The following is a 21411-nucleotide window of genomic DNA, read 5'->3' as shown; positions in this document are numbered from 1 at the left end:
GGAAGGAGCCCATCATGGTCACGACCGATCTGAACGCAATCCTGGTCCGGTGCGAGGCCGCGACCGCGACCGACGCTGCGCTAGAGGCCGAGCTTCGCACGGCGCTGCATGAGCATGCGTCGTCAGTCGAGAGCGCCGCGGACGCGGACCTCGCCCTGGCGTCCGCCGACGGGGCGCTGGCGATGGTCGCCAAGACCCTTCCGGGCTGGAGCATCATCCTGCGCGGCGGCACGGGTCCTGGCGGGCACTGGCACTGCGTGCTACGGGAGGGCGAAGGCCACCACGACGATCAGACCGTGGCGGCGGCCCGCGGCAACACCCCGGCCATGGCGATTGCCACCGCGACCTTGAAGGCGATCGCCGGGTTCAAGGCCGGTTACCGCTGATCGCACGCGCCCCTGGCGCAGCACTTTTCACGCAGCCTGAGCGACGGTTCGCGGCCATCCGTCCGGACATCGAAGGAGACGGAACATGCCCGACAGGGAAATCCTCTGGTTCGAAGCGACCGGGCGCGGTGATGTGGCGCGGGTCGGCGGCAAGAATGCCTCGCTCGGCGAAATGGTGCGCGCGCTGGCCCCGGCCGGCGTGGCGGTGCCGCCGGGATTTGCCACGACCGCGGACGCCTACCGCCGCTTCGTGACGGCCAACGGGCTCCACGCCGTCCTGCGCGACACGCTGGATGCACGCGCCGCCGGCAAAATTACCCTGGCCGAGGCCGGCAGCACGATCCGCGCCGCCTTCGTGCGTGGCGACTGGCCCCCGGAGACCGCGGCGGCCATCGGCGAAGCCTATAGCGAGCTGTCGCGCCGTTCGTCCATCGAGGATGTCGACGTGGCCGTGCGCTCCAGCGCGACGGCGGAGGATCTGCCGGACGCCAGCTTCGCCGGGCAGCAGGAAACCTTCCTCAACGTGTCCGGTCCCTCCGCCGTGCTGGACGCCTGTCGTCGCTGCTACGCCTCGCTGTTCACCGACCGGGCGATCGCCTATCGCGAGGCCAAGGGCTTCGACCATTTCAAGGTGGCCCTGTCCGTCGGGGTGCAGCGGATGGTGCGGTCCGATCTCTGCGGGTCGGGGGTGATGTTCTCGCTCGACACCGACACCGGCTGCGACAACGTCGTGCTGATCAATGCCGCCTGGGGGCTTGGCGAGAACGTCGTGCAGGGCGCCGTCGATCCGGACGAGTATCAGGTCTTCAAGCCCTTTCTCGACGACCCGGCGCTGACCCCGATCATCCACCGGGCGCTCGGGGCCAAGGACAAGAAGATGGTCTACGCCACGAGCGGAGACCGGCCGGTCAAGAACGTCGCGACGTCGCTCGTCGAGCGCCGGCAGTTCGTGCTGGATGACGCCGACATCCTGGCGCTGGCCCGCTGGGCGGTGATCATCGAGGCCCATTACGGCTGCCCAATGGACATGGAATGGGCCAAGGACGGGCGCGACGGCGCGCTGTTCATCGTCCAGGCGCGGCCCGAGACGGTGCAGTCGCGGCGCGAGGTCGGTGCGGTGAAGCGCTACCATGTCGGCGCGCATGGCCGCGAGCTCTGCGCCGGCCTGTCGATCGGGGAGGCCGCCGTTGCGGGTCCGGTCTGCGTGATCCGGGATGCCAGCGAGATCGCACGCTTCGTTGACGGATCGGTGCTCGTCACGGAGATCACCGATCCGGACTGGGTGCCGATCATGAAGCGCGCCGCAGCGATCGTCACAGACCATGGCGGGCGCACCTCGCACGCCGCCATCGTCAGCCGCGAGCTCGGCCTGCCGGCGATCGTCGGTACGGGCAGTGCCACGCAGATCCTGCATGACGAGCAGGAGGTGACGGTCTCCTGCGCCGAGGGCGAGGTCGGCTTCGTCTATGAGGGGGACGCCGAGGTGACGGCCGACGTCCTCGATCTCGCCGATGTTCCGCCGACGCGGACCCGGATCATGCTGAACCTCGCCAATCCCGCCGCGGCGATGCGCTGGTGGCGGCTGCCGGCCGACGGGGTCGGGCTGGCGCGGATGGAATTCGTCATCAACAACGCCATCAAGATCCACCCGATGGCGCTGGTCCATCCCGAGCGCATCGCCGACGCCGCGGAACGGGAGGAGATCGCCGGGATCACCCGCGGATACGAGGACAAGTCCGCCTTCTTCGTCGACCGGCTGGCCGAGGGGCTCGCCCGCATCGCCGCGACCGTTCATCCGAAGCCCTGCATCGTGCGGATGAGCGACTTCAAGACCAACGAATATGCCCAGCTTCTCGGCGGCCGGGCCTTCGAGCCCGAGGAGGAGAACCCGATGCTCGGCTTCCGCGGCGCCTCGCGTTACGATTCCCCCCAGTACCGCGAGGGCTTCGCGCTGGAATGCCGGGCGATCCGCAAGCTGCGCGAGGAGATGGGCTTTACCGGCGTCATCGTCATGATCCCGTTCTGCCGCACGCTTGAGGAAGCCGATCGCGTGCTCGCGGTGATGGCCGAGAACGGGCTGGTGCGCGGCGAGAACGGATTGGAGGTCTATGTGATGTGCGAGATCCCCGCCAACGTGATCCTGGCGGGGGAGTTCGCCACAAGGTTCGACGGCTTCTCGATCGGCTCCAACGACCTGACCCAGCTGACGCTGGGCATCGACCGGGATTCGGACCTTCTCGCCGCCTCCTTCGACGAGGAGAACCCGGCGGTGAAATGGATGATCCGCCACGTGATCGGCGAGGCGCACCGGGCCGGCGCCAAGGTCGGCCTCTGCGGCCAAGCGCCCAGCGACAATCCGGCCTTCGCGGCCTTCCTCGTCGAATGCGGCATCGATTCGATCTCCGTCACGCCGGACAGCTTCGTCGCCGTGAAGCAGCATGTCGCACGCGCCGAGGCCGGCGAGGGGACGGCCTCGCGTCCGGCGGAGGCTGCGCTATCATGATCGGGCAACAATTTCGAAGGCCGATGCCATGAGCGAGAACCTCGTCGTCTGCGCCCGATGCGGCGGCATCAACCGTGTCGCGCCGGACCGCCCGGCGCTCGCCGCCAGATGCGGGAAATGCAAATCGAAGCTGTTTGCCGGTCATCCCGAAGATGTCGACGCGGCGGTCTTCGAGCGTCAGGTTTCCCGCAGCACGATTCCGGTCCTGGTGGATGTCTGGGCGCCGTGGTGCGGACCGTGCCTGTCCATGGCGCCGGCCTATGCGGCGGCGACCGCGGAACTCGAACCCCATGTCCGGCTGATCAAGCTCAATTCCGACGCAGAGCAGGCGGCCGCCTCCCGCCTGTCGATCCGTGGCATTCCGACGATGATCCTGTTCGCCAGGGGGCGGGAGGTAGCGCGGACCTCCGGCGCCATGGGAACGGGGCAGATCGTGCAATGGGTCCGGGACCACTTGCCGGCAGCGAGCGCCTGACGGCGGAACGCGCCTGTCGCACCCGGGGCCGTCGTCCCGGAGCGAGAACTATGGGGGGCCGAGCGGCAGCATCCGTCTTCGGCGTCCTCCGCCCGCGCCTTGCCGCCGTTCCCTTCCATCCCGGCCCCTGAAAGCCTGAGGAGACGCCCGTGGACGACCATCCGGCACTGCAGACCGAAGGACGCGACAGGCTCGCCGAGCCCGTCCTGCGCTTTCACGGCGCGGCGCGGGCCGTCACCGGCTCCTGCTACGAGCTCGAAGCGGACGGCCGGCGGATCCTGATCGACTGCGGCCTGTTCCAGGGCTCGAAGGCCGAGAAGGAACTGAACTATCGCGCCTTTCCCTTCGATCCGAACGGCATCGACGCGGTTCTCCTGACCCACGCCCATATCGACCATTCCGGACTGCTTCCCAAGCTGACGAAGGCGGGCTTTTCCGGTCCGATCTTCGCGAGCCGCGCGACGGAGGATCTGTGCACGGTGATGCTGCCAGATTCCGCCTACATCCAGGACACCGAGGTCGCGCATCTGAACCGGCGCAACAAGCGCCGCGGCCGGCGCACCGTGGTGCCGATCTATGACGGCGCCGATGTGGTGAACTGTCTGAAGCAGTTCGAGCCCGTCGCGCTCGGCGACTGGTTCACCGTCGCTGGCGGCATCCGGGCACGCTACTGGAATGCCGGGCACCTGCTCGGCTCGGCCTCCATCGAGCTCGAATGTCCGGCACCCGGGGAGCGGCCGCGGCGCCTGCTGTTTTCCGGCGACATCGGCCCGGAGCACAAGCTGCTGCAGGCCGATCCATCGGCACCCTCCGGCTTCGACTACGTCATCTGCGAAAGCACCTATGGCGATCGCGACCGGGAGGGGGCGAGCGAGGCCGACCGCCGCCGGCTGTTGCGCGAGGCGGTGGAGGCCGCGCTGGACCCGGACGGGGCGCTGCTGATTCCGTCCTTTGCGGTGGAGCGGACCCAGGAACTGCTCGTCGACCTCCAGATCCTGATCGAGAGCGGCGATCTGCCGGCGGTGCCGATCATCATCGACTCGCCGCTGGCCACCCGTGCCACCGGCGTCTTCGCCCGGCACGCCAGGGAGCTGGATCACGGCGAGATCCTGTCGCGGGCGCCGACATCGCCGAATATCCGCTTCACCGAATCCGCCGAGGAGAGCAAGGCGCTCGACCGGCTGAAGGGCTTTCACATCGTCATCGCCGCCAGCGGCATGTGCGAGGCGGGGCGGATCCGCCATCGGCTGCGCAACTGGCTGTGGCGGCCGCAGGCGACGGTGCTGTTCGTCGGCTTCCAGGCCCAGGGGACGCTCGGCCGCATCCTGCGGGACGGGGCGTCGACGGTCCGCATTCAGGGCGACGAGGTGATCGTGCGGGCCAAGATCCGGGCGATCGATCTCTATTCGGGCCATGCCGACGGGCCGGAATTGCGGGAATGGCTCTCCGAGCGGTGCCCGGTGGCGGCCGGCGTGTTTCTCGTCCATGGCGAGGTCGAGGCCATCGACGCACTGAAGGCACGGCTCGCGGGCGTGGTCGCCCAGGAGCGCATCGTCATCCCGCAACTGGACGCGGCGTTCAGGCTGACAGCGCGGTCGGCCGTGCCGGTATCCTCGGAGCCCGTCTCCCGCATCGATCCGGCCCAGCCGGGCCATCTGGACTGGCACAACGAGGTGTCCCGCCTGCTTCTCGACATCAACGAGCGTCTGGAGAACGCGGCCGGCGACAAGGCGCGCGGCGTGATGATCCGGAAGCTGCGCCGGGCCATGAGCGAGGTCGATTGAGCCGAAGGGTGATCGGGCTGCGGCACGGATCGCGCGCATGCCTGATCGCCGCGGCTGGCGGTGATCAGCCGAGCAGCTTGCGGAACGTCCGTTTGAGCCGGCCGGGACGCAGCGGGTCGGCAAGGTTGGATTCGGCCAGCATTTCCTCGTCCGGCGTGAGTTCGCGCATCGGCAGCGGCACCAGGCGGCGGCCGTTCGTGGCGCTGACCCTGTCGACGAGGGCGATCATCGATCCGCCGTCGGCCAGCGCGTCGCGGACCGCATCCTCGGGCAAGTCGAGATGCTCGGCGAGGAGATCGTCCCGGATGTGGGCGATCCGCTGCGCGACCGCGGGATCGTCCTCGGATTCGATGACGAGGTCGCACTCGCTGTCATAGCCCATGGACCGGTTGTTGAGATTGGCCGAGCCGATCTTCAACAGGCGGTCGTCGGCGATCATGATCTTGGCATGGACGTAGATCGGCGTGCCGGCGGCGTTCACCGGATAGACCAGGCGGAAGCGGTCGTTGTGGTCCGCCTTGCGCACGATCTGCATCATGCGGATGCGCGAGGAATCCATGAACTCGGCTTCCAGCCAGCCATCGGCCGTGTCGGGATTGACCACGAGGATCTCCGGCCCGTCCGGTTCGGCAAGCCGTTCGGCGATCGCCTCGGCGATCCGGCGGGAGGCGAAATACTGGCTTTCGATATAGAGGCGGTGCCTGGCCGTCGCGATGGCCGCCAGCGTCGCGCGTTCGATCTCGGTCACCTGCGGACGTTCGAGATGCTCGGGTACCGTACGGCAGATCGAGACGTCGATATTCTCGAAGTCCACCGTCACGTCGCTGGGCCAGATATCGAAGTCGCCGGCGAAGGGGCCGAGCATCTTGCCCGTCGCATGGGCCCAGCGGCTGCGGGCAAGATCGGAGAGCGCCTTGGCCGCCGGACCGGTGACGCAGGTCGTCGCGTCGTGCCAGGGGCCGAGCGGCGCCTTGCGGGGCGACAGCCGGCCCGGGCTCGCCTCGGCGTGGTCCCTGGTGTCCCAGCGCCCGGTGGTCATGTCGATGCCGCCGCAGAAGGCCAGTGCCTCGTCGATGACCAGCAGTTTCATGTGATGCGTCGAGAGCGGCGGATGCACGCCGTCGAGCCGCATCTGCACCGGGCCGGATAGTTTCCAGCGCAGCAGGGTAAGGGGCGTCTCGCCGCGGCCGATCGAGTACATCATGCCGGTATCCCATTTGAGGATCCGGATATCGAGCTCGGGCCGGCGCTTGCCGAGCCATGTGAGGAAGGGGCCGACGGGGTTGGGACCGTCCAGTGTCTTGCCTTCCGGCTCCAGGTCGATCCGCGCGTCGAAATCCCAGCCGATCAGGAGGATCGAATGCCGGGCCTGCAGCATGGCGTCCTTGGCCGCCTTGAAGAAGTCGGCGGCGTCGATGATGACCGACAGTCTGTCGGCCCGTTCCCGGCGCCAGAACCAGTCGTCCGTCTGTTCGTCGAGCGCATGCGCGTTCATACAGTCTTCCAGTGGCGTTTCGTTGACGGGAACGAAGCTAGCAGCAGACCCGCGCACGGAAAGCCCGTCGCGCAACGATCTTGTCGCCGATCCTCCGAAACCTCCGGAAACGGCCCGGTGGTCACGCGGCGGCGCCGGCCTGTTCGAGGTCCTCTCTCGCAATCCGGCAGGCGACGGAATAGGCCGGGTTGAAGACGTTGGCGACGTCGTAGCGGACCGTCTGGCCGAGAAAGTGGCTCGCCGTCACCGCATCCATTGCGTAGTGGCGGGACAACCAGTCCAGCATCTCCGTGGTGGCGTGCTGCAGCGCCTGGTCGAGGGGGCGGGCATTGCCGAGGGTGAAGATGCCCTGCGCATCCTCGCCGCGCGGCCAGCCGATGGTGCGGCCCTTGTCGATCTCCACGGTGAAGGCGACCTCGAAGGAGGTCTCGATGCCGGTGCCGACGATTTCGCCATCGCCCTGGCAGGCATGGCAATCGCCCAGGAAGAACAGGGCGCCGGGCCGGAAGACCGGGAATGACAGGGTCACGCCGGCCGTGATGCCGCGATAGTCCATGTTGCCGCCATGGGGACCGCTGGTGGCGGTGGATATGGCCTGGCCGAGCGCCGGCGCGACGCCGCAGCAGCCGATCATCGGGGCCAGCGGCAACACCCAGTCGCGCAGCCGCGTCGGCGGGTTCTCCAGCCGCACGGTGCCGGCGTCCTTGTCGATGATCCACTCGACCCGCTCGCGCTCCGGCATCCGGGCGGCGCGCTGCGGATCGACGACGTTCGGCGCCAGGACGGAGAAGGTCCAGCCGCGGTCGCGGTTCGGCGTCATGCGCTCGATGGTGACGCGCAGCGTATCGCCCGGCTCGGCGCCTTCGACGAGGAAGGGACCGGTCATCGGGTTCGGCCGCGTGCCGACAAAGGCGCCGGTGGCGTCGGCGCCCCAGGCGTCGAGCGTGTCGGTGATGACGGTGTCGCCCGGCGCAATGCTCAGCGCCGGCTCGTGCGGGCCCAGCGTGTTGTGGAAGCGTGTCGGCTGGAAACGGTGTTCGGCCACGGGACAACTCCGGTCATTCGCGTTCCCTCTGCCTATAGCCGCGGGGACGGGGGACGGCCAATGCCGCGGGGCGACAAAACGCCGGCGCGCCGCGAAATCCCGTCCCGTGTTCGCGATCCGCTGGCCGGGCATTTGCCGATTTGCGCGAGGTCAATGGCGCTCGTGCGGGGGCGGGCTACGGTCGGGCGAATGACGGCCCCGTCGCGGCCCAGCCAAGGGAGTTTTCCATGTACCGGACGATACTGGTCTGCCTCGACAACAGCGAGCGCGCTGGCGCGATCCTGCGGACGGCGCTGGCGATCGCCGAGCGGCAGGGCGCCCATCTGGTCGGCCTGCATGTCGTGCAGGACGTGGTGGTCAGCATCCCGACCGAGGTCTCGCTGGAATACATCGACCAGGCCCGGCAGGCGGCGCAGAGCGAGGCCGATGCCATTGCCGACGTCTTCAAGACGGCGACCGCGGGTGCCAGCGTCTCGACCGAATGGCGGCGCGAGGAGCCGATGGCAGGCGATGCGGACTCGGTCTGGACCCGGAATGCGCTGGTCGCCGATCTCGTCGTGGTCGGGCAGGCGGCCGGCGGCGCCGACGTGCCGCTGACCGATCTCCTGATCGAGACCGGGCGACCGGTGCTGTTCGTGCCCTATGCCGGCGAATATGCGCAGGTGGGCAAGCAGCCGCTCGTCGCCTGGAACGGCAGCCGCGAATCGGCGGGCGCCGTGTTCGACGCGCTGCCGCTTCTGAAGGACGCATCGCTGGTGCGGGTGCTCTGCATCGACCCCGACAAGGCGGGCGCCAAGGCCGGCCTGGCTCCTGCCGACGACATGGCGCTGGCGCTGGCCCGGCATGACATCAGGGCTGAGGCGGCCCGTTCGCACAGTGGCGAGATTTCCGTCGGCGACGAGGTACTGGCGCAACTCGTCGATCACGGCCACGATCTCTTGGTGATGGGCTGCTACGGCCATTCGCGGCTGCGCGAAATGCTCTTCGGCGGCGTTACCCGGCATATCCTGCAGCACATGACCGTGCCGGTTCTGATGTCGCGATAGGGCGCCGATGACGCGCAAGGCGGTTTCGCCCGCCCGGTCGAACAGGGCCCCGCGGTGCGGCGGGGTGTATGCTGCCGGCACGACCACCCCTCACGCCGAGATCCGGGCCGCGCAATGATTGTGAGCGATCCGATGAGCCCCATGAGCGCAGACCCGGAGCCGGGCCAGCGGCCGGCGGATGGATGGCACGCGCTCGACGAGGCGGCGACCTTCGGCAGGCTCGGCACCGCCGCCGCCGGGCTCGACGATGCCGAGGCGGCACGGCGCCTCGCCGAGTACGGCCCGAACGCGCTGCCGGAGCCGCCGTCGCGCTCGCTGACGCTGATCGTCCTCGGTCAGTTGAAAAGCCCGCTGATCTATCTGCTGCTCGCCGCTGCGGCCGTATCGCTCGTCCTTGCGGAGATCGACCAGGCGGTCTTCATCTTCATCGTCCTGGCCATCAACACCGCCATCGGGGCGGCGCAGGAATCTCGCGCGGAAGCCAATACCGCCGCATTGCGCACGGCGATCACGACCGTCTGCCGCGTCTGGCGGCAGGGGGCGGTGCGTCTGACCGACAGCAAGGCGCTGGTGCCCGGCGACGTGGTGATCCTGGAGGCCGGCGACCGGGTCCCGGCCGATCTGCGCCTCCTCTCCGCATCCGAACTCCAGGCCGACGAATCCGCACTCACCGGGGAATCGCTGCCGGTGGAAAAGGCCGCCGGCGGGGCGCTGGCACCGGACACGCCTCTTGCCGAGCGTGCGACCATGCTGTTTGCCGGCTCGACGCTGCATCGCGGACGCTGCCAGGCGGTTGTCGTGGCGACCGGCACCCAGACCGAGCTCGGGCAGATCGCCGGCTCGCTGCAGGAAGCCTCGGCGCCGCCGCCGCTGACCGTCAAGCTCGACCGTTTCACCCGCATGCTCGGCCTCGTCGCGCTCGCCCTGGTGGCGGTCGTCGTCGCCCAGCAATTCAGCATTGGGGCGTCGTTGCAGGCGACCTTCTTCGTGGCGGTGGCGCTGGCCGTCTCGGTCATTCCCGAAGGGTTGCCGGTGGCCGTCACGGTCGCCCTGTCGGTGGCGACGCGCCGGATGGCCCGGCGCAACGTCATCGTGCGGCACCTACCGGCCGTCGAGGGCCTGGGCGCCTGTACGGTGGTGGCGACCGACAAGACCGGCACGCTGACCCGCAACCAGCTGACGGCCAAGCGGCTGTGGTTGCCCGGGCATGGGGCCGTCGCGATCGAGGGCGCCGGCTTCGATCTGGGTGGACGGCTGCTGCAGGACGAGGCGCCGCTCGCCCCACCGGCGCAGGAGGCGGCCCGGGATCTCGCTGCCGCCGCCGCGCTCTGCAACGACGCGGCCTTCGATCCGGACGGCGGCGAGGCGGGGCGCAGCGGCGACACCGTCGATCTCGCGTTTCTCGTTCTGGCGATGAAGACCGGACTGGACGTCGCGGCCCTGCGCCACACCGCACGGCGGATGGCCGAACTGCCGTTCTCGGCCGAGCGCAAATATGCCGCGAGTCTCGACGAGGAGGGCGGCTCAATCCGCCTGCACGTCAAGGGCGCGGCAGAGGTGCTGGTGCCGCACTGCCTCGGCGTCGATGTGGACGCGGTGCTGGCGCTCGCCGACGAAATGGCCGGGCAGGGCTTTCGCGTCATGGCGGTTGCCGCGAGGACCCTTGGCCGGGACGAGGCCGCGGGCCGCCTGCCGCCGATGGACCAGCCGCTGGAAGGGCTGACCCTTCTCGGCCTCGTCGGCTTCATCGACCCGCTGCGCACGGAAGCGAAGGATGCCGTCGCTGATTGCCGCGGGGCTGGCGTCGCGGTGAAGATGATCACCGGCGATCATGCGGCCACGGCGCTGTCGATCGCCCGCAATCTCGGCATCGCAGCCCGGCCCGAAGACGTGATGACCGGCCGCCAGATGGACGACCCGGCGACGGGAACCGACGCGCGCATCGCCGCGACGTCCGTGTTTGCCCGGGTCGAACCGAGCCACAAGGTGCGGATCGTCGAGGCCTTGCAGCGCGGCGGCCATGTCGTGGCGATGACCGGAGACGGCGTCAACGACGCGCCGGCGCTGCACCGGGCCGATCTCGGCGTCGCGATGGGGCGCGACGGCACGGATGCGGCCCGCGACGCGGCCGATCTCGTTCTGACCGACGACAATTTCGCCTCGATCACGGCCGGCATCCACGAGGGGCGCGCCGCCTACGCCAATATCCGCAAGGTGATCTATCTGGCGATCAGCACCGGCGCCGCCGAGGCGGTGTTCTTCCTTATGGCGCTGTTCACCGGCTTTCCGGTGCCGCTGACGGCGGTGCAGCTGCTCTGGCTGAATCTCGTGACCAATGGCGGCCAGCATGTCGCCCTGGCGCTGGAAAAGCCCGAGCCGGGCCTCCTGTCGCGGCCGCCGCGGCGCACCGGCGAGGCGATTTTCGACGCCCTGATGATCCGCCAGACGGCCCTCTCGGGCGCGGTGATCGGCATCGTCGGCTATCTGGTCTTCGCCTGGGCGATCTCGGCGGGCTGGAGCGAGTTCGAGGCCCGCAACGTCCTTCTGTTCCTGATGGTCGCCTTCGAGAACGTCCATGTGATGAATTGCCGGTCGGAGACGATCTCGGCGTTCAGGGTGCCCCTGGCGAACAACTGGCCGCTGCTCGCATCGATCGTCGCGGCGCAGGCGATCCATATCGGCGCGGCCTTCACGCCGGGCCTGCGTGACGTGCTCGACCTTGCGCCGATCCCGTGGGAGCAATGGGCGCTGCTGGTGCCGATGGCGCTGTCGGTGCTGGTCGTCATGGAGATCGACAAGGCGCTGCGGGCCAGCCGCAGCGTCGGCAGGGCGGGTCGGGGCCGATAACCGCTGGGTGACGCGCGGCGTGTCCGGGATGGTGCGTCAGCGACGGGGCGAGAGGTGGGCGCTGACTTCGGCGAGATAGGGGTTCTGGTCGCGGCTGGCGCCGTAGGCCGCGGGGTCGAGATCGGCGAGGATCGTCGTCGCGTCGCTTTCGCCGGCCGAGGCCAGCACCGAGCCGTCCGGGGCCGCGATCACCGACAGGCCCTGATAGGCAAATGTGCCGTCGCTGCCGCAATGATCGGCATAGACCACGAAGAGCTGGTTCTCGAAGGCGCGCACCGGCACGACGTTCTGCGCGATGAAGCGCGCGCCGTCGCTCTTGGGCAATGCCGTCGGCACGATGATCGCCTCGGCGCCCCGCAAGGCGAGGTCGCGGCACAGCTCGGGAAATTCCACGTCGAAGCAGACGAGCAGGCCGCAGCGCAGGCCGGCGATCTCGACGATGGGCGAGGGCGCATCGCCCGGCCGGAACAGGCCCTTCTCGTAGTCGCCATAGAGCATGCGCTTGGCGTAGAGGACCGGCGCGCGGCCCGGTGTAATCAGCGCGGCGGCGTTGTCGACGCCGTGAGCTGTGCGGATCGCAAGCCCCATGACGATGGCGATGCCGAGCCGGGCGGACGCCTCCTGCCATTCGGCAAGGCCGGCGTTCGCTGCCTCTGCGGTGTTGGCGATCGACTGGCCGGCGCCGTAGCCGGTCGGCGCGAGCTCGGGCAGGACGGCGAGGTCAGCGCCGGCGGCGGCCGCGTCCTCGAGGCTGCGCAGGATTGCTGCGTGCCGGTCGGCCGCGTCGGTCATCGCGGCGTCCAACTGGATGGCGGCGACCTTCACTTGCCGTCTCCGTTGGACCAGGCGCCGAGCAGGCGCGGCAGGTCGCCGAAGCGGGCGACGAAGCCGAACACCACCACCGCCACGGCGACGAAGAGGATCGAGACCGAGGCCATGGTCGGCGTGTAGCCGTAGCGCAGGGCGTTGAAAATCTTGATCGGCACCGTCTCCAGCGTGAAGCCCACCGTCATGTAGGCGACGATGTACTCGTTCAGCGACAGGACGAAGGCGAAGGCGAAGCCCGAGACGATGTAGGGCGCGATCATCGGCAGCACGATGGTCGTCAGGATGGTCCGGTCGTTGGCGCCCATGGTGCGCGCGGCCTCGGTCACCTCGCGGTCGATGGTCTGGAAGCCGAGCGAGATGGTCACCAGCGGCAGGCTGGTGAAGAAGATCGCGTGGGATATGACCACCGTGTACCAGGCGCCGTAGCCGCCCATCGTCGCCCAGAAGGACAAAGCGCCGAGCGCGGTGATTACCGGCGGCAGGACGAAGGGCGAGACGCCCAGCAACTGCACGGTCCGGCCGATCGCGGTGACCCGGCGCCACAGCGCATAGGCGATCGGCAGGGCGATGAGGACGGCAATGGTCGCCGCACCGAGGGCGATCAGCACCGAGGTGGTCAGGGCGCCGCGCCAGCCCTCGTCGGCGAAGATCTGGCCGTACCAGGCGAGCGAAAAACCCTCGGGCGGGAAGGTCAGGCTGCGCTTCTCGTTGATCGAGACGCCGGCGATGACGACGATGGGCGCCGCCATGAACAGCCCGACGGCGGCGAAGAACAGGCGGGTGAGGAACGTGCCGATCATGCCGCGCGTCCCTTCCGGCCGAGCGTCGTGGTCAGCAGCACGAGCGACAGGCTGGTGACCACCAGGAACACCGCCATTGCCGCCGCAAACGGCATGTTCGACTGGTAGATCGCCTGGTCGGTGATCAGCACCGACAGGGTCCAGTGCTCCGGCCGGCCGAGCAGTTGCGGCAGGAGATAGGCGCCCAGCGCGAAGACGAAGACGATGATGAAGGTGGCGATCAGCGCCATCCGCAGCGCCGGCAGGATCACCGTGAAGAAGGCCCTGAGCGGCGAGGCGCCGAGGGTGCGGGCGGCTTCGGCCAGCGACGGGTCGAGCCGGGAGAAGGACGGGTAGAGCACCAGCACCGCATAGGGGAAGGCCTGGTAGGTCATGCCGGCAAGGACGGCGAAGAAGCCGGGCGTCCAGGCATCCGGGTTGTCCATCAGGCCAAGGGACACGAACAGGTTGGAGAGCCCGGCCGTGCGGCTGAGCAGCGTCGACCAGGAAAAGCCGATGATCACCTCGGACAGGGACAGGACCGCCAGCATCGCCACCAGCCAGGGCACCTGCCACTTCCGGCGGAGCTTGGTCAGCAGATAGGTGAAGGGTGCGCCGACGATCAGGCAGAGTGCCGAAACCAGCGCCGACAGGCCGAGCGAGAAGACGAGTATCTTGCCGAAGAACAGGCTGAGAAAGCGGGCATAGTTCGCCGTCGTCAGCACCGGCTGGTAGAAACCGCCGGCGACCCGCTCGAACAGCGAGACGGCGATCATCAGGCCGAAGGGCACGACGAAGAAGGCGAGCAGCATCAGCGCCGGAAAGATCAGCGGCGCCTGTTCGCGCCAGCCTCCGGCCTTCGTTCCGGGCGCGGCGGCGCTCACGCGGAAGCTCCGGCAGGGAAGACGACGATGGCGGCGGGATCGAGCGCCAGAGAGACGGTGTCGCCGACCATGAGATCGTTACGGCCGGCAGCGCGCTGGGCGACGATGCGGCCGGCGGCGGTCGCCAGATACACCTCGACGGCCGAGCCCATGTCGCGGACGAACTCGACGGTGGCGGGCAGGGGCGCGGCGCCCTCGCGCTCGACGCTGACGTCCTCCGGCCGGATCGAGATTTCCGCCGTGGCGCAGCCGGCCGGCAGCGTCAGCCCGGGGACCGGCGCGTCGGCGATGGTCGCGCCGCCATCGGCGGCATGGGCGGTCAGGAGATTGGTCTGGCCGAGGAAGTCGGCGACGAAGGCGTTGGCGGGCCTCCGGTAGATGTCGATCGGCCGGTCCATCTGCTGGATGCGGCCGCCCTTCATGACGACGATGGTGTCGGCCATGGTCATGGCTTCGCGCTGGTCGTGGGTGACGACGATGGTGGTGATGCCGAGCCGTTCCTGCAGCTGGCGCAGTTCGACCTGCATGGCTTCGCGCAGCTTGGCGTCGAGGGCCGACAGGGGCTCGTCGAGAAGGAAGAGCTTGGGCGAGACGGCGAGGGCCCGGGCGATGGCGACGCGCTGGCGCTGGCCGCCCGACAATTGCGCCACCGACCGGTCGGCGACGCCGGGCAGGCGAACGAGATCGAGCAGCTCGACGACGCGGGCATCGCGCTCGGCGCGGGGCCGGCCGCGGATCTTCAGCGGATAGGCGATGTTCTCGCCGACGCTCAGATGCGGAAACAGCGCCAGCGACTGGAACACCATGCCGAAATCGCGGCGGTGGACCGGGCGGTCGTTGATGGTCTCGTCGTTGAAGCGGATCGTGCCGGCGGTCGGGGTTTCGAGGCCGGCAATCATCCGCATCAAGGTGGTCTTGCCGCAGCCTGACGGCCCGAGCAGGCAGACGAAGCTGCCGGCCGGCACGTCGAGGACGGCGTCGTCGACGGCGAGGACCGAGCCGTAGCGCTTGGTGATGTTGGCAAGTTCGAGTGCGCTCATCGGCCTGGACGTTTCCTGGTGCTGGGGTCCGGCCGCCCCTGACGAGGCGGCCGGTGAATGGGCGGGCGTCGGGCTCAGCCGACGATGAGTTCGGTCCACTTCTGGTTCAGCCAGTCGGACTTCTCGACATAGAGATCATAGCGCGGAACGATCGGGTCGATCTCGGAGGAGACCGCCGCGAATTCCTCGTCGGTCAGGTCGAGAAGGTCACGCTTGATCACCGGTGCCGTGCCGACCTTGCGGGCGAGCAGGCTCTGGACCTCCGGCTGGGTCATGTAGTCGATGAACTCGTGGGCGACGTCGCCCTTCTCGGAGGCCTTGGAGATCGCCCAGCAGCCCGAGTCGGAGATGCCGCCTTCCTTCGGGAAGGTCGAGCGGACCGGGAAGCCGTCGGCCGCGGCGAGGCCCGTGACGTCGTGATAATACTGGCCCATCGGGATTTCGCCGGATTTCAGCGCCTGTTCGAACTGGGCTTCGTCGCGGTACCAGAGCTGGACGTTCGGCTTCACCTCGGCGAGCTTGTCCATCACCTTCAGGATGCCTTCCTCGGTGTCGAGCACGTCGGTGCCGCCGAAGAAGGTCTTGGCGGTGACTTCCAGAAGGAACGAGTTGGAGACGAGGGCGAGAAGGCCGAGCTTCTCCTTGTTGGCCGGGTCCCACAGGGCCGCCCAGCTTTCCGGCGCGTCCGGATAGGTGTCGGTGTTGGTGACGAGGTTGATGTACCAGGCCACGGCACCGACGCCGGCGACGCGGCCGTCGGGGTAGTTCACGACGAAGGGCGGCAGGACGTCGCCGGAGTTGGCGATCCTGTCCATGTCCAGCGGCTGCCACAGTTCGGTTGCGAGGCCCTTGCGCATGGCGACCTGGGACATCATCGACACGTCGGCCGGCGCGACACCGGCGCGGGCGGCCTGCTCGAGCTGCACCAGCCAGGCTTCGCCGGTCGGCTCGGCGACGCTCTCGACGGTGATGCCGGTGGCCTCGGTGAAGGCCGGGAAGACGTTCTTGTCGAAGGAATCTTTGAAATAGCCGCCATAGACTCCGACCTTCAGGCTCTTCTCTTGAGCCCTGAGGATCGACGGCATGGCCAGCGTGGCGCCCGCGGCGCCGGCTGCGGCGAGCAGATGCCGCCGGTTCAGGATGAGCGGGGACTTCCGGGTCATGACTTCATCTCCTTGGTTGCAACGTGACTTCGATCAGCGGGCGGCGCCGGAACGGTCCGGCGTGAAATCCAGAAGGCTCAGAAGCTCGAACAGCATCTGCGCGCCGGCATGGGCGGTGTTGGTGGTGGCGTCGTATTGCGGTGCGACCTCGACCACGTCGCCGCCGATCATGTTGATCCCGGCGAGACCGCGCAGGATCATCTGCACTTCGCGGGTCGTCAGGCCGCCGATCTCCGGCGTGCCGGTACCGGGCGCGAAGGCCGGGTCGAGGCTGTCGATGTCGAAGGAGATATAGACCGGACCGTCGCCGACGACGGCACGGGCCTTGGCGATCACCGCCTCGAGGCCGAGGCCGGGAATCTCCTCGGCATGGATGACGGTCATGCCGGATTCGAAGGAGAACTCCCACAGATATTCGGAGGCGCCGCGAATGCCGATCTGGATGGTGCGCTCGGGGTCGAGCACGCCATCCAGCACCGCCTGCCGGAACGGGCCGCCATGGTGGAACTTGCAGCCGTCGAAGGGCCCGGACGTGTCGCAATGGGCGTCGATATGGATCATGCCGACCGGAGCTTCGGCGCCCAGCGCCCGCAGGATCGGCAGGGTGATCGAATGGTCGCCTCCGACGAAGAGAGGCAGGACGCCGGCCTTGGCGATCGTGGCAGCGGTGCGCTCGATATCCTCGTGCGACGTGGCAAGATCGAAGCGGCTGCGAAACGGCACGTCGCCGATGTCGGCGACCTTGAGACTGGCCGTCGGCATGGTCTTCAGCACGTGATTGTAGGGTCCGACGCGCTCCATGGTGCGCAGGGCACGCGGGCCGAAGCGCGAGCCATTGCGGTTGGTGACGCCGAGATCCATCGGCACGCCGATCATCGCGACGTCGAGGTTTGAGAGATCCGGCGCGGCCCAGTCGATGGCGCGATGGGGGGCGTCGAGCAGGGTCGGCACGCCGGCATAGGGGGCGACACGGGTGCCCTTGGGGTCGAAGAGCCGGTCGGCCACGGCCGCGAAGCCCTTGTCGTAGATGATCCGCTCGTTGTCGCCGGCGAAGCGCTGCCGCAGCGCTTCCAGTTTGCCGCTATCCATGAAGGTTCCCCGCTGGACGGTCTGGTTCGTTGGCAAAGGCGCCGGCGGACAGGCCGAGGCCGATCCGGCGCGCCATCTCGCGGATGCCGTCCGCATCCACATTGGCGAAGGCGATCCGCAGATGCTGGTCCTGGCCGGGGCCGAAGAAGCTGCCGGGCAGGACCAGCACCCCGAGTTCGCGAGTCAGCGCCTCGGCGACCGCCTCGGCCGGCCGGTCCGGGATGGGATGGCGCACATAGGCGAAATAGGCGCCGATCTGGTCGAGCTCCCAGCCCGGCAGGCTGGCAAAGGCGGCGCGGAAGATGTCTGCCCGTCGTGCGATCTCGTCGCGGTTTGCGTCGCGCCAGTCGGCCAGTTCATCAATGGCCCAGGGCAGTGCCGCCTGAGCCGGGCGGGGCGCGCAGATCTGGATGCAGTCAATGACCTTTTCCAACTCGGCGATGGTCGCCTCGCCGGCGATCATGGCGCCCACCCTGTGGCCGGGAATGGCGTAGGATTTGGAGAATGAGTAGAGCGCGATCAGGTTTTCGCGCGCGTCGGTTTCCGCGAACAGCCCATGCGGCTTGCCGAGCGCCGGGTCGAGGAAGTCGCGATAGGTCTCGTCGAGGACGAGATACATCCCACGCGAAACGCAGACTTCCATCAGTTCGGCGAGGCGTTCCGGCGGATAGACGGCGCCGGTCGGGTTGTTCGGGCTGACCAGCACCAGCGCCCGGCAGCGCGAATCGAGCACCGCCTCCAGCCCGGCGACGGAGGGCAGGAAGCCATCGGCCGCCTCGGTCTGCAACGGGCGCGCCTCGATGCCGAGCATTTCCAGCGTCATCTTGTGATTGAAGTACCAGGGGGCCGGCAGCACGACCACGTCGCCGGCGCGCGCGACGGTCAGCATGGCGGCGAAGAAGGCCTGGTTGCAGCCGCTGGTGATGGCGACGCGGCCGGCCGCGACGGGCATGCCGTAGCGCGCGGCGACATGGTCGGCATAGGCCTCGTGCAAGGCGCGGTCGCCGAGAATGTCGCCGTAGCGGGCACCGGCCGCCGAGGCCGCGGCTTCGGCCAGGCTGGTGGCGAAGCCGGCCGGTGGGGCATGGTTCGGAACGGCCTGGCTGCAGTCGATCAGCGGGCCGTGCCTTCCGTCATAGGCGGCGATCCAGCGGCCGGCGCGCGCGATCGGCGGCACCGAGACGGCGGTCAGCAACGGATTGGGCAGCGGCGCGGTCACTGGCAATCCGGACAGGCGTTAGTCGGCCGCGGCGAACGCCCCGTGCACGGCGCAGCCTCAGCGGGGTTCTGCAGGACGCTCAACGGGCCTCTCACCGGGATATCGCCGCCTCCAAACGGATCATGGATACTCTCTCCGACTGCCCGCTCACCCGATGATGGCAGCGACCGGCTGCTTGCGGATTGCTCAAACCGGGCCTTTGCCCTTTTCCTCATCATGTGCCGCGCTGGACGCATGGTGGAATATCGGCCTATCAATTCAAACATTGAAAAACGTCAAAGTGGTGCGGTCGCTCATGCGCGTTTCCGGAAGTGATCTTCGCCTGCTGCAGGTCTTCGACGCGGTGGTGCGGCATGGCGGCTTCGCGGCCGCGGCGTTGGATCTGAATGTCAGCCAGTCCACCATTTCCAACCACATGACGGCGCTGGAGGAGCGGCTGGGCTTTGTCCTGTGCCAGCGCGGCCGCGGTGGGTTTCACATGACCGAGAAGGGCCGGGCGGTCTGGGAGGCCGGGCGCCAGCTCGAAAAGGCGCTCCAGGACTTTTCCACCGACGTCGCCTCGGTGCGGGGCGAGCTGCGCGGCGAATTGCGGATCGGCATTCTCGACGCGGTGGTCTCCGATCCGGCCAACCGCCTTGCCGACGTCATCGCCGCCTATGGCCGGATCGCGCCGCATGTCCGGCTGGTGATTGCCCAGGAGCGACCGCAGGATCTGCAGCAGAAGGTGCTGGACGGGCTCTATCACTGCGCCATCGGCAGCTATCGCAACCGGATCGACGGCATCGTCTACGACCGGCTGCATGACGAGCGCCACAGCCTCTATTGCGGGCGTCTGCATGAGGCGTTCGAGGCCGACGATGCCGAGCTGACCGATGCGCGTCTTGCGGCCATGCCTTTCGTCCACCGCGGCTACTGGCGGGACGAGGACACGCTGCGCCAGCTCGACTGGCGCGTCGAGGCGACGGTCTTCCAGATCGAACCGCAGCTCATTCTGATCCAGTCCGGCCGTTATATCGGTCTCCTGCCGAACCATTACGCGGCCGAGGGAGTGGCGGCCGGCACGCTGCGGGCGATCCGGCCGAAGGAGATCGGCTATACCTGCGAGTTCGAATTGTTCTCGCCGCGCAACCGCCGACCGAGCGATGTCGCCGCCGCCTTCATCGAGACGGTGCGCACGGTCTGGCCGTCGGCGCAGGACACCTGACGCGTTCGGCCTTCGCTTCGCGTGGAGGCGCAGCAGGCGGTCGCAACGATGCTCCGTGCTTCAACCATGACTGCGGTTACACTTCGTAACATACTGGTTCATATGCGGTTCATGTGCCGAGGCCTACCGTCCTCTCACCACCAATGAGGACACATATCATGTTCAAGCGCACACTCATCGCCATCGCAGCCGTCTCCATGCTGGCCGCGCCGATGGCCCAGGCGCAGGCCCAGAGCCGGCACGACAACAACCGTCCCACCGCACAGCAGAGCCAGTCTCGCGACCACGGCGCCCAGCGGCATCGGGCGCAGCGGCCGACCGCTGCACGGGCCAAGTTCCGGTCCGGCCAGCGCTACGGCAACTGGAAGCGTCACCAGAGCGTGCGGGATTTCCGCCGGCACGGTTTGCGCGCGCCTGGCCGGGGGCAGAACTGGATCAAGGTCGACAACCAGTATCTGCTGATCTCCGCGGCCACCGGGCTGATCCTCGGCCTTGCCGCCGCCCGCTAAGCCGGACGCCTGTCACCCCGCCAGCAGCGCAACCGCGTCGCTGGCGGGGTCTTCCAATGCATCGATGACGTCGAAATGGTGCTGCCTTGGCGCTTCGATCGCCGCGGTGCGCAGGCCGAGCCCGCGCCAGGCGCTCGCAAGCAGCGTGTTCTGCCGGCGAAATTCGGGCAGTTCGTCGCCGCCGACGAGGCAGGTGAGGGCGGCATTGCCGTGCGGTTCGAGCAGCGCCGGGCTTTCGGCGCGGGCTTCGGCGAGATCGAGGGCCAGAATCTCGTTCATCTGCGTCTTCAGGAGCGGACGCAGGTCGTGAACGCCGCTGATCGACAACACCCGGTCGATCCGGGCGGCGGTCGCCTCGGAGAGCGGCGAATCCGTGCAGATCATCCGCGTCACCAGATGGCCGCCGGCCGAATGGCCGGACAGGCGGATCGGGCCGGAGACCTCCGCGGCGACCGTGTCGAGGAACTGCCCGACGTGACGTGTGATCTCCGCGATTCGAACCGTCGGGCACAACGGATAGGACGGCATGGCGACGGCAAAGCCGCGCGCCAGCGCGCCGGCCGCCAAATGCGACCATTCGGACCGGCCGAACGCCTTCCAGTAGCCGCCATGGACATAGACGGCGAGACCGGCGGGCGTGCCCTCCGGCAGGAAGAGATCGTAGACCGCCCGTTCGCCGTCGCCATAGGGGCAGGCGAGGCGGGCGCGACCGGCGGCTTCCAGCTCCTGCCGGAAAGCCGCTGCCCGCTCACGCCAGCGCGGCGGATAGGTCTCGGCCCCGGCAATCGCGCCGGCATTGCCATAGGCCGTGTCGAAATCCGTGATCGCCGCGTCCACCATCTGGCTCATGCCCCGTCGCCTCGTGTCGTTCTCTCCGGCGCGGCTCAGAAGAAGGCCTGGAGGCCGGTCTGGGCCTTGCCGAGGATCAGCGCATGGACGTCGTGCGTGCCCTCGTAGGTGTTGACGGTCTCCAGGTTCTGGGCGTGGCGCATGACGTGGTACTCGCCCATGATGCCGTTGCCGCCATGCATGTCGCGGGCGGTGCGGGCGATGTCCAGCGCCTTGCCGCAATTGTTGCGCTTGACCAGGCTGATCATCTCCGGCGCCATGGCGCC

At 68.5% G+C, this 21411-nt stretch carries 19 protein-coding genes; 8 read left to right on the top strand and 11 right to left on the bottom strand.

Annotation, left to right across the window (positions count from 1 at the left end; genetic code table 11):
• Positions 1 to 14: 14 nt before the first annotated feature.
• The 4 genes from H536_RS0115825 (at position 15) to H536_RS0115810 (ending at position 5148) form a co-directional block, all read left to right on the top strand.
• Positions 15 to 386 carry a hypothetical protein gene (locus tag H536_RS0115825; protein ID WP_024351405.1) on the top strand — a complete coding sequence of 124 codons (372 nt, stop codon included), beginning with the start codon at positions 15 to 17 and terminating at the stop codon, positions 384 to 386.
• Positions 387 to 471: 85 nt separating this feature from the next.
• On the top strand, positions 472 to 2889 hold the full coding sequence (gene ppsA / locus H536_RS0115820; RefSeq protein WP_024351404.1) for a phosphoenolpyruvate synthase: 2418 nt from the start codon (positions 472 to 474) through the stop codon (positions 2887 to 2889).
• A 28-nt stretch (positions 2890 to 2917) separates the two neighbouring features.
• Complete coding sequence (trxC, locus tag H536_RS0115815; RefSeq protein ID WP_024351403.1) at positions 2918 to 3364, top strand: thioredoxin TrxC; 447 nt, start codon at positions 2918 to 2920, stop codon at positions 3362 to 3364.
• 149 nt (positions 3365 to 3513) lie between these two features.
• Positions 3514 to 5148, top strand: coding sequence for an MBL fold metallo-hydrolase (locus H536_RS0115810; protein WP_024351402.1), 1635 nt, complete (start codon positions 3514 to 3516; stop codon positions 5146 to 5148).
• A 64-nt stretch (positions 5149 to 5212) separates the two neighbouring features.
• Here H536_RS0115810 and H536_RS0115805 read toward each other — a convergent pair whose 3' ends face one another.
• Together H536_RS0115805 and H536_RS0115800 are read right to left on the bottom strand one after the other, a co-directional pair.
• The gene (locus H536_RS0115805) at positions 5213 to 6643 is read right to left on the bottom strand and encodes a phospholipase D-like domain-containing protein (RefSeq protein WP_024351401.1); all 1431 of its coding nucleotides are present in this window, start codon (positions 6641 to 6643) and stop codon (positions 5213 to 5215) included.
• 121 nt (positions 6644 to 6764) lie between these two features.
• On the bottom strand, positions 6765 to 7688 hold the full coding sequence (locus H536_RS0115800) for an acetamidase/formamidase family protein (RefSeq protein ID WP_024351400.1): 924 nt from the start codon (positions 7686 to 7688) through the stop codon (positions 6765 to 6767).
• A 227-nt stretch (positions 7689 to 7915) separates the two neighbouring features.
• Here H536_RS0115800 and H536_RS0115795 point away from each other — a divergent pair, with 227 nt between their 5' ends.
• Together H536_RS0115795 and H536_RS0115790 are read left to right on the top strand one after the other, a co-directional pair.
• A complete protein-coding gene (locus H536_RS0115795) occupies positions 7916 to 8734 on the top strand; it encodes a universal stress protein (protein WP_024351399.1) in 819 nt (272 codons plus the stop codon).
• Positions 8735 to 8875: 141 nt separating this feature from the next.
• Positions 8876 to 11581: a cation-translocating P-type ATPase gene (locus H536_RS0115790; RefSeq protein ID WP_051141627.1), complete on the top strand. Its 2706-nt coding sequence runs from the start codon at positions 8876 to 8878 to the stop codon at positions 11579 to 11581.
• A 36-nt stretch (positions 11582 to 11617) separates the two neighbouring features.
• On the opposite strand, the gene H536_RS0115785 is transcribed toward H536_RS0115790, so the two are convergent.
• From H536_RS0115785 to H536_RS0115755, 7 genes are all read right to left on the bottom strand, one after another.
• Positions 11618 to 12406, bottom strand: a complete 789-nt coding sequence (locus tag H536_RS0115785) for a carbon-nitrogen hydrolase family protein (protein ID WP_024351397.1) — start codon at positions 12404 to 12406, stop codon at positions 11618 to 11620.
• On the bottom strand, positions 12403 to 13209 hold the full coding sequence (locus tag H536_RS0115780) for an ABC transporter permease (RefSeq protein ID WP_024351396.1): 807 nt from the start codon (positions 13207 to 13209) through the stop codon (positions 12403 to 12405). The genes H536_RS0115785 and H536_RS0115780 overlap by 4 nt, the downstream gene beginning before the upstream one ends.
• Complete coding sequence (locus tag H536_RS0115775) at positions 13206 to 14000, bottom strand: ABC transporter permease (RefSeq protein ID WP_051141626.1); 795 nt, start codon at positions 13998 to 14000, stop codon at positions 13206 to 13208. The genes H536_RS0115780 and H536_RS0115775 overlap by 4 nt, the downstream gene beginning before the upstream one ends.
• Positions 14001 to 14068: 68 nt before the next feature.
• Positions 14069 to 15112 (bottom strand): ABC transporter ATP-binding protein, encoded by a 1044-nt coding sequence (locus tag H536_RS0115770; protein ID WP_024351394.1) that lies wholly within the window; start codon positions 15110 to 15112, stop codon positions 14069 to 14071.
• 74 nt (positions 15113 to 15186) lie between these two features.
• Positions 15187 to 16275 carry an ABC transporter substrate-binding protein gene (locus H536_RS0115765; protein ID WP_024351393.1) on the bottom strand — a complete coding sequence of 363 codons (1089 nt, stop codon included), beginning with the start codon at positions 16273 to 16275 and terminating at the stop codon, positions 15187 to 15189.
• Between the two features lie 33 nt (positions 16276 to 16308).
• Positions 16309 to 17364 (bottom strand): agmatinase, encoded by a 1056-nt coding sequence (gene speB / locus H536_RS0115760; protein WP_024351392.1) that lies wholly within the window; start codon positions 17362 to 17364, stop codon positions 16309 to 16311.
• Positions 17357 to 18583: an aminotransferase gene (locus H536_RS0115755; protein WP_024351391.1), complete on the bottom strand. Its 1227-nt coding sequence runs from the start codon at positions 18581 to 18583 to the stop codon at positions 17357 to 17359. The genes speB and H536_RS0115755 overlap by 8 nt, the downstream gene beginning before the upstream one ends.
• Positions 18584 to 18878: 295 nt before the next feature.
• Between H536_RS0115755 and H536_RS0115750 the strand changes: the two genes are divergently transcribed.
• Positions 18879 to 19787: a LysR family transcriptional regulator gene (locus H536_RS0115750; protein WP_029703404.1), complete on the top strand. Its 909-nt coding sequence runs from the start codon at positions 18879 to 18881 to the stop codon at positions 19785 to 19787.
• 158 nt (positions 19788 to 19945) lie between these two features.
• Positions 19946 to 20296, top strand: a complete 351-nt coding sequence (locus H536_RS0115745) for an RcnB family protein (RefSeq protein WP_024351390.1) — start codon at positions 19946 to 19948, stop codon at positions 20294 to 20296.
• 12 nt (positions 20297 to 20308) lie between these two features.
• Here H536_RS0115745 and H536_RS0115740 read toward each other — a convergent pair whose 3' ends face one another.
• Together H536_RS0115740 and H536_RS0115735 are read right to left on the bottom strand one after the other, a co-directional pair.
• Entirely contained in the window at positions 20309 to 21145 is an 837-nt protein-coding gene (locus H536_RS0115740; RefSeq protein ID WP_024351389.1) for an alpha/beta hydrolase, read from the bottom strand.
• A gap of 35 nt (positions 21146 to 21180) precedes the next feature.
• The coding region (locus H536_RS0115735; protein WP_029703142.1) for an acyl-CoA dehydrogenase family protein at positions 21181 to 21411 on the bottom strand (231 nt) is incomplete at its 5' end.

The sequence above is a fragment of the Aurantimonas coralicida DSM 14790 genome (genome assembly GCF_000421645.1).
Taxonomy (GTDB): domain Bacteria; phylum Pseudomonadota; class Alphaproteobacteria; order Rhizobiales; family Rhizobiaceae; genus Aurantimonas; species Aurantimonas coralicida.
Note: the sequence above shows the minus strand (reverse complement) of the source record. Positions and strands in the feature narration are given on the sequence as shown.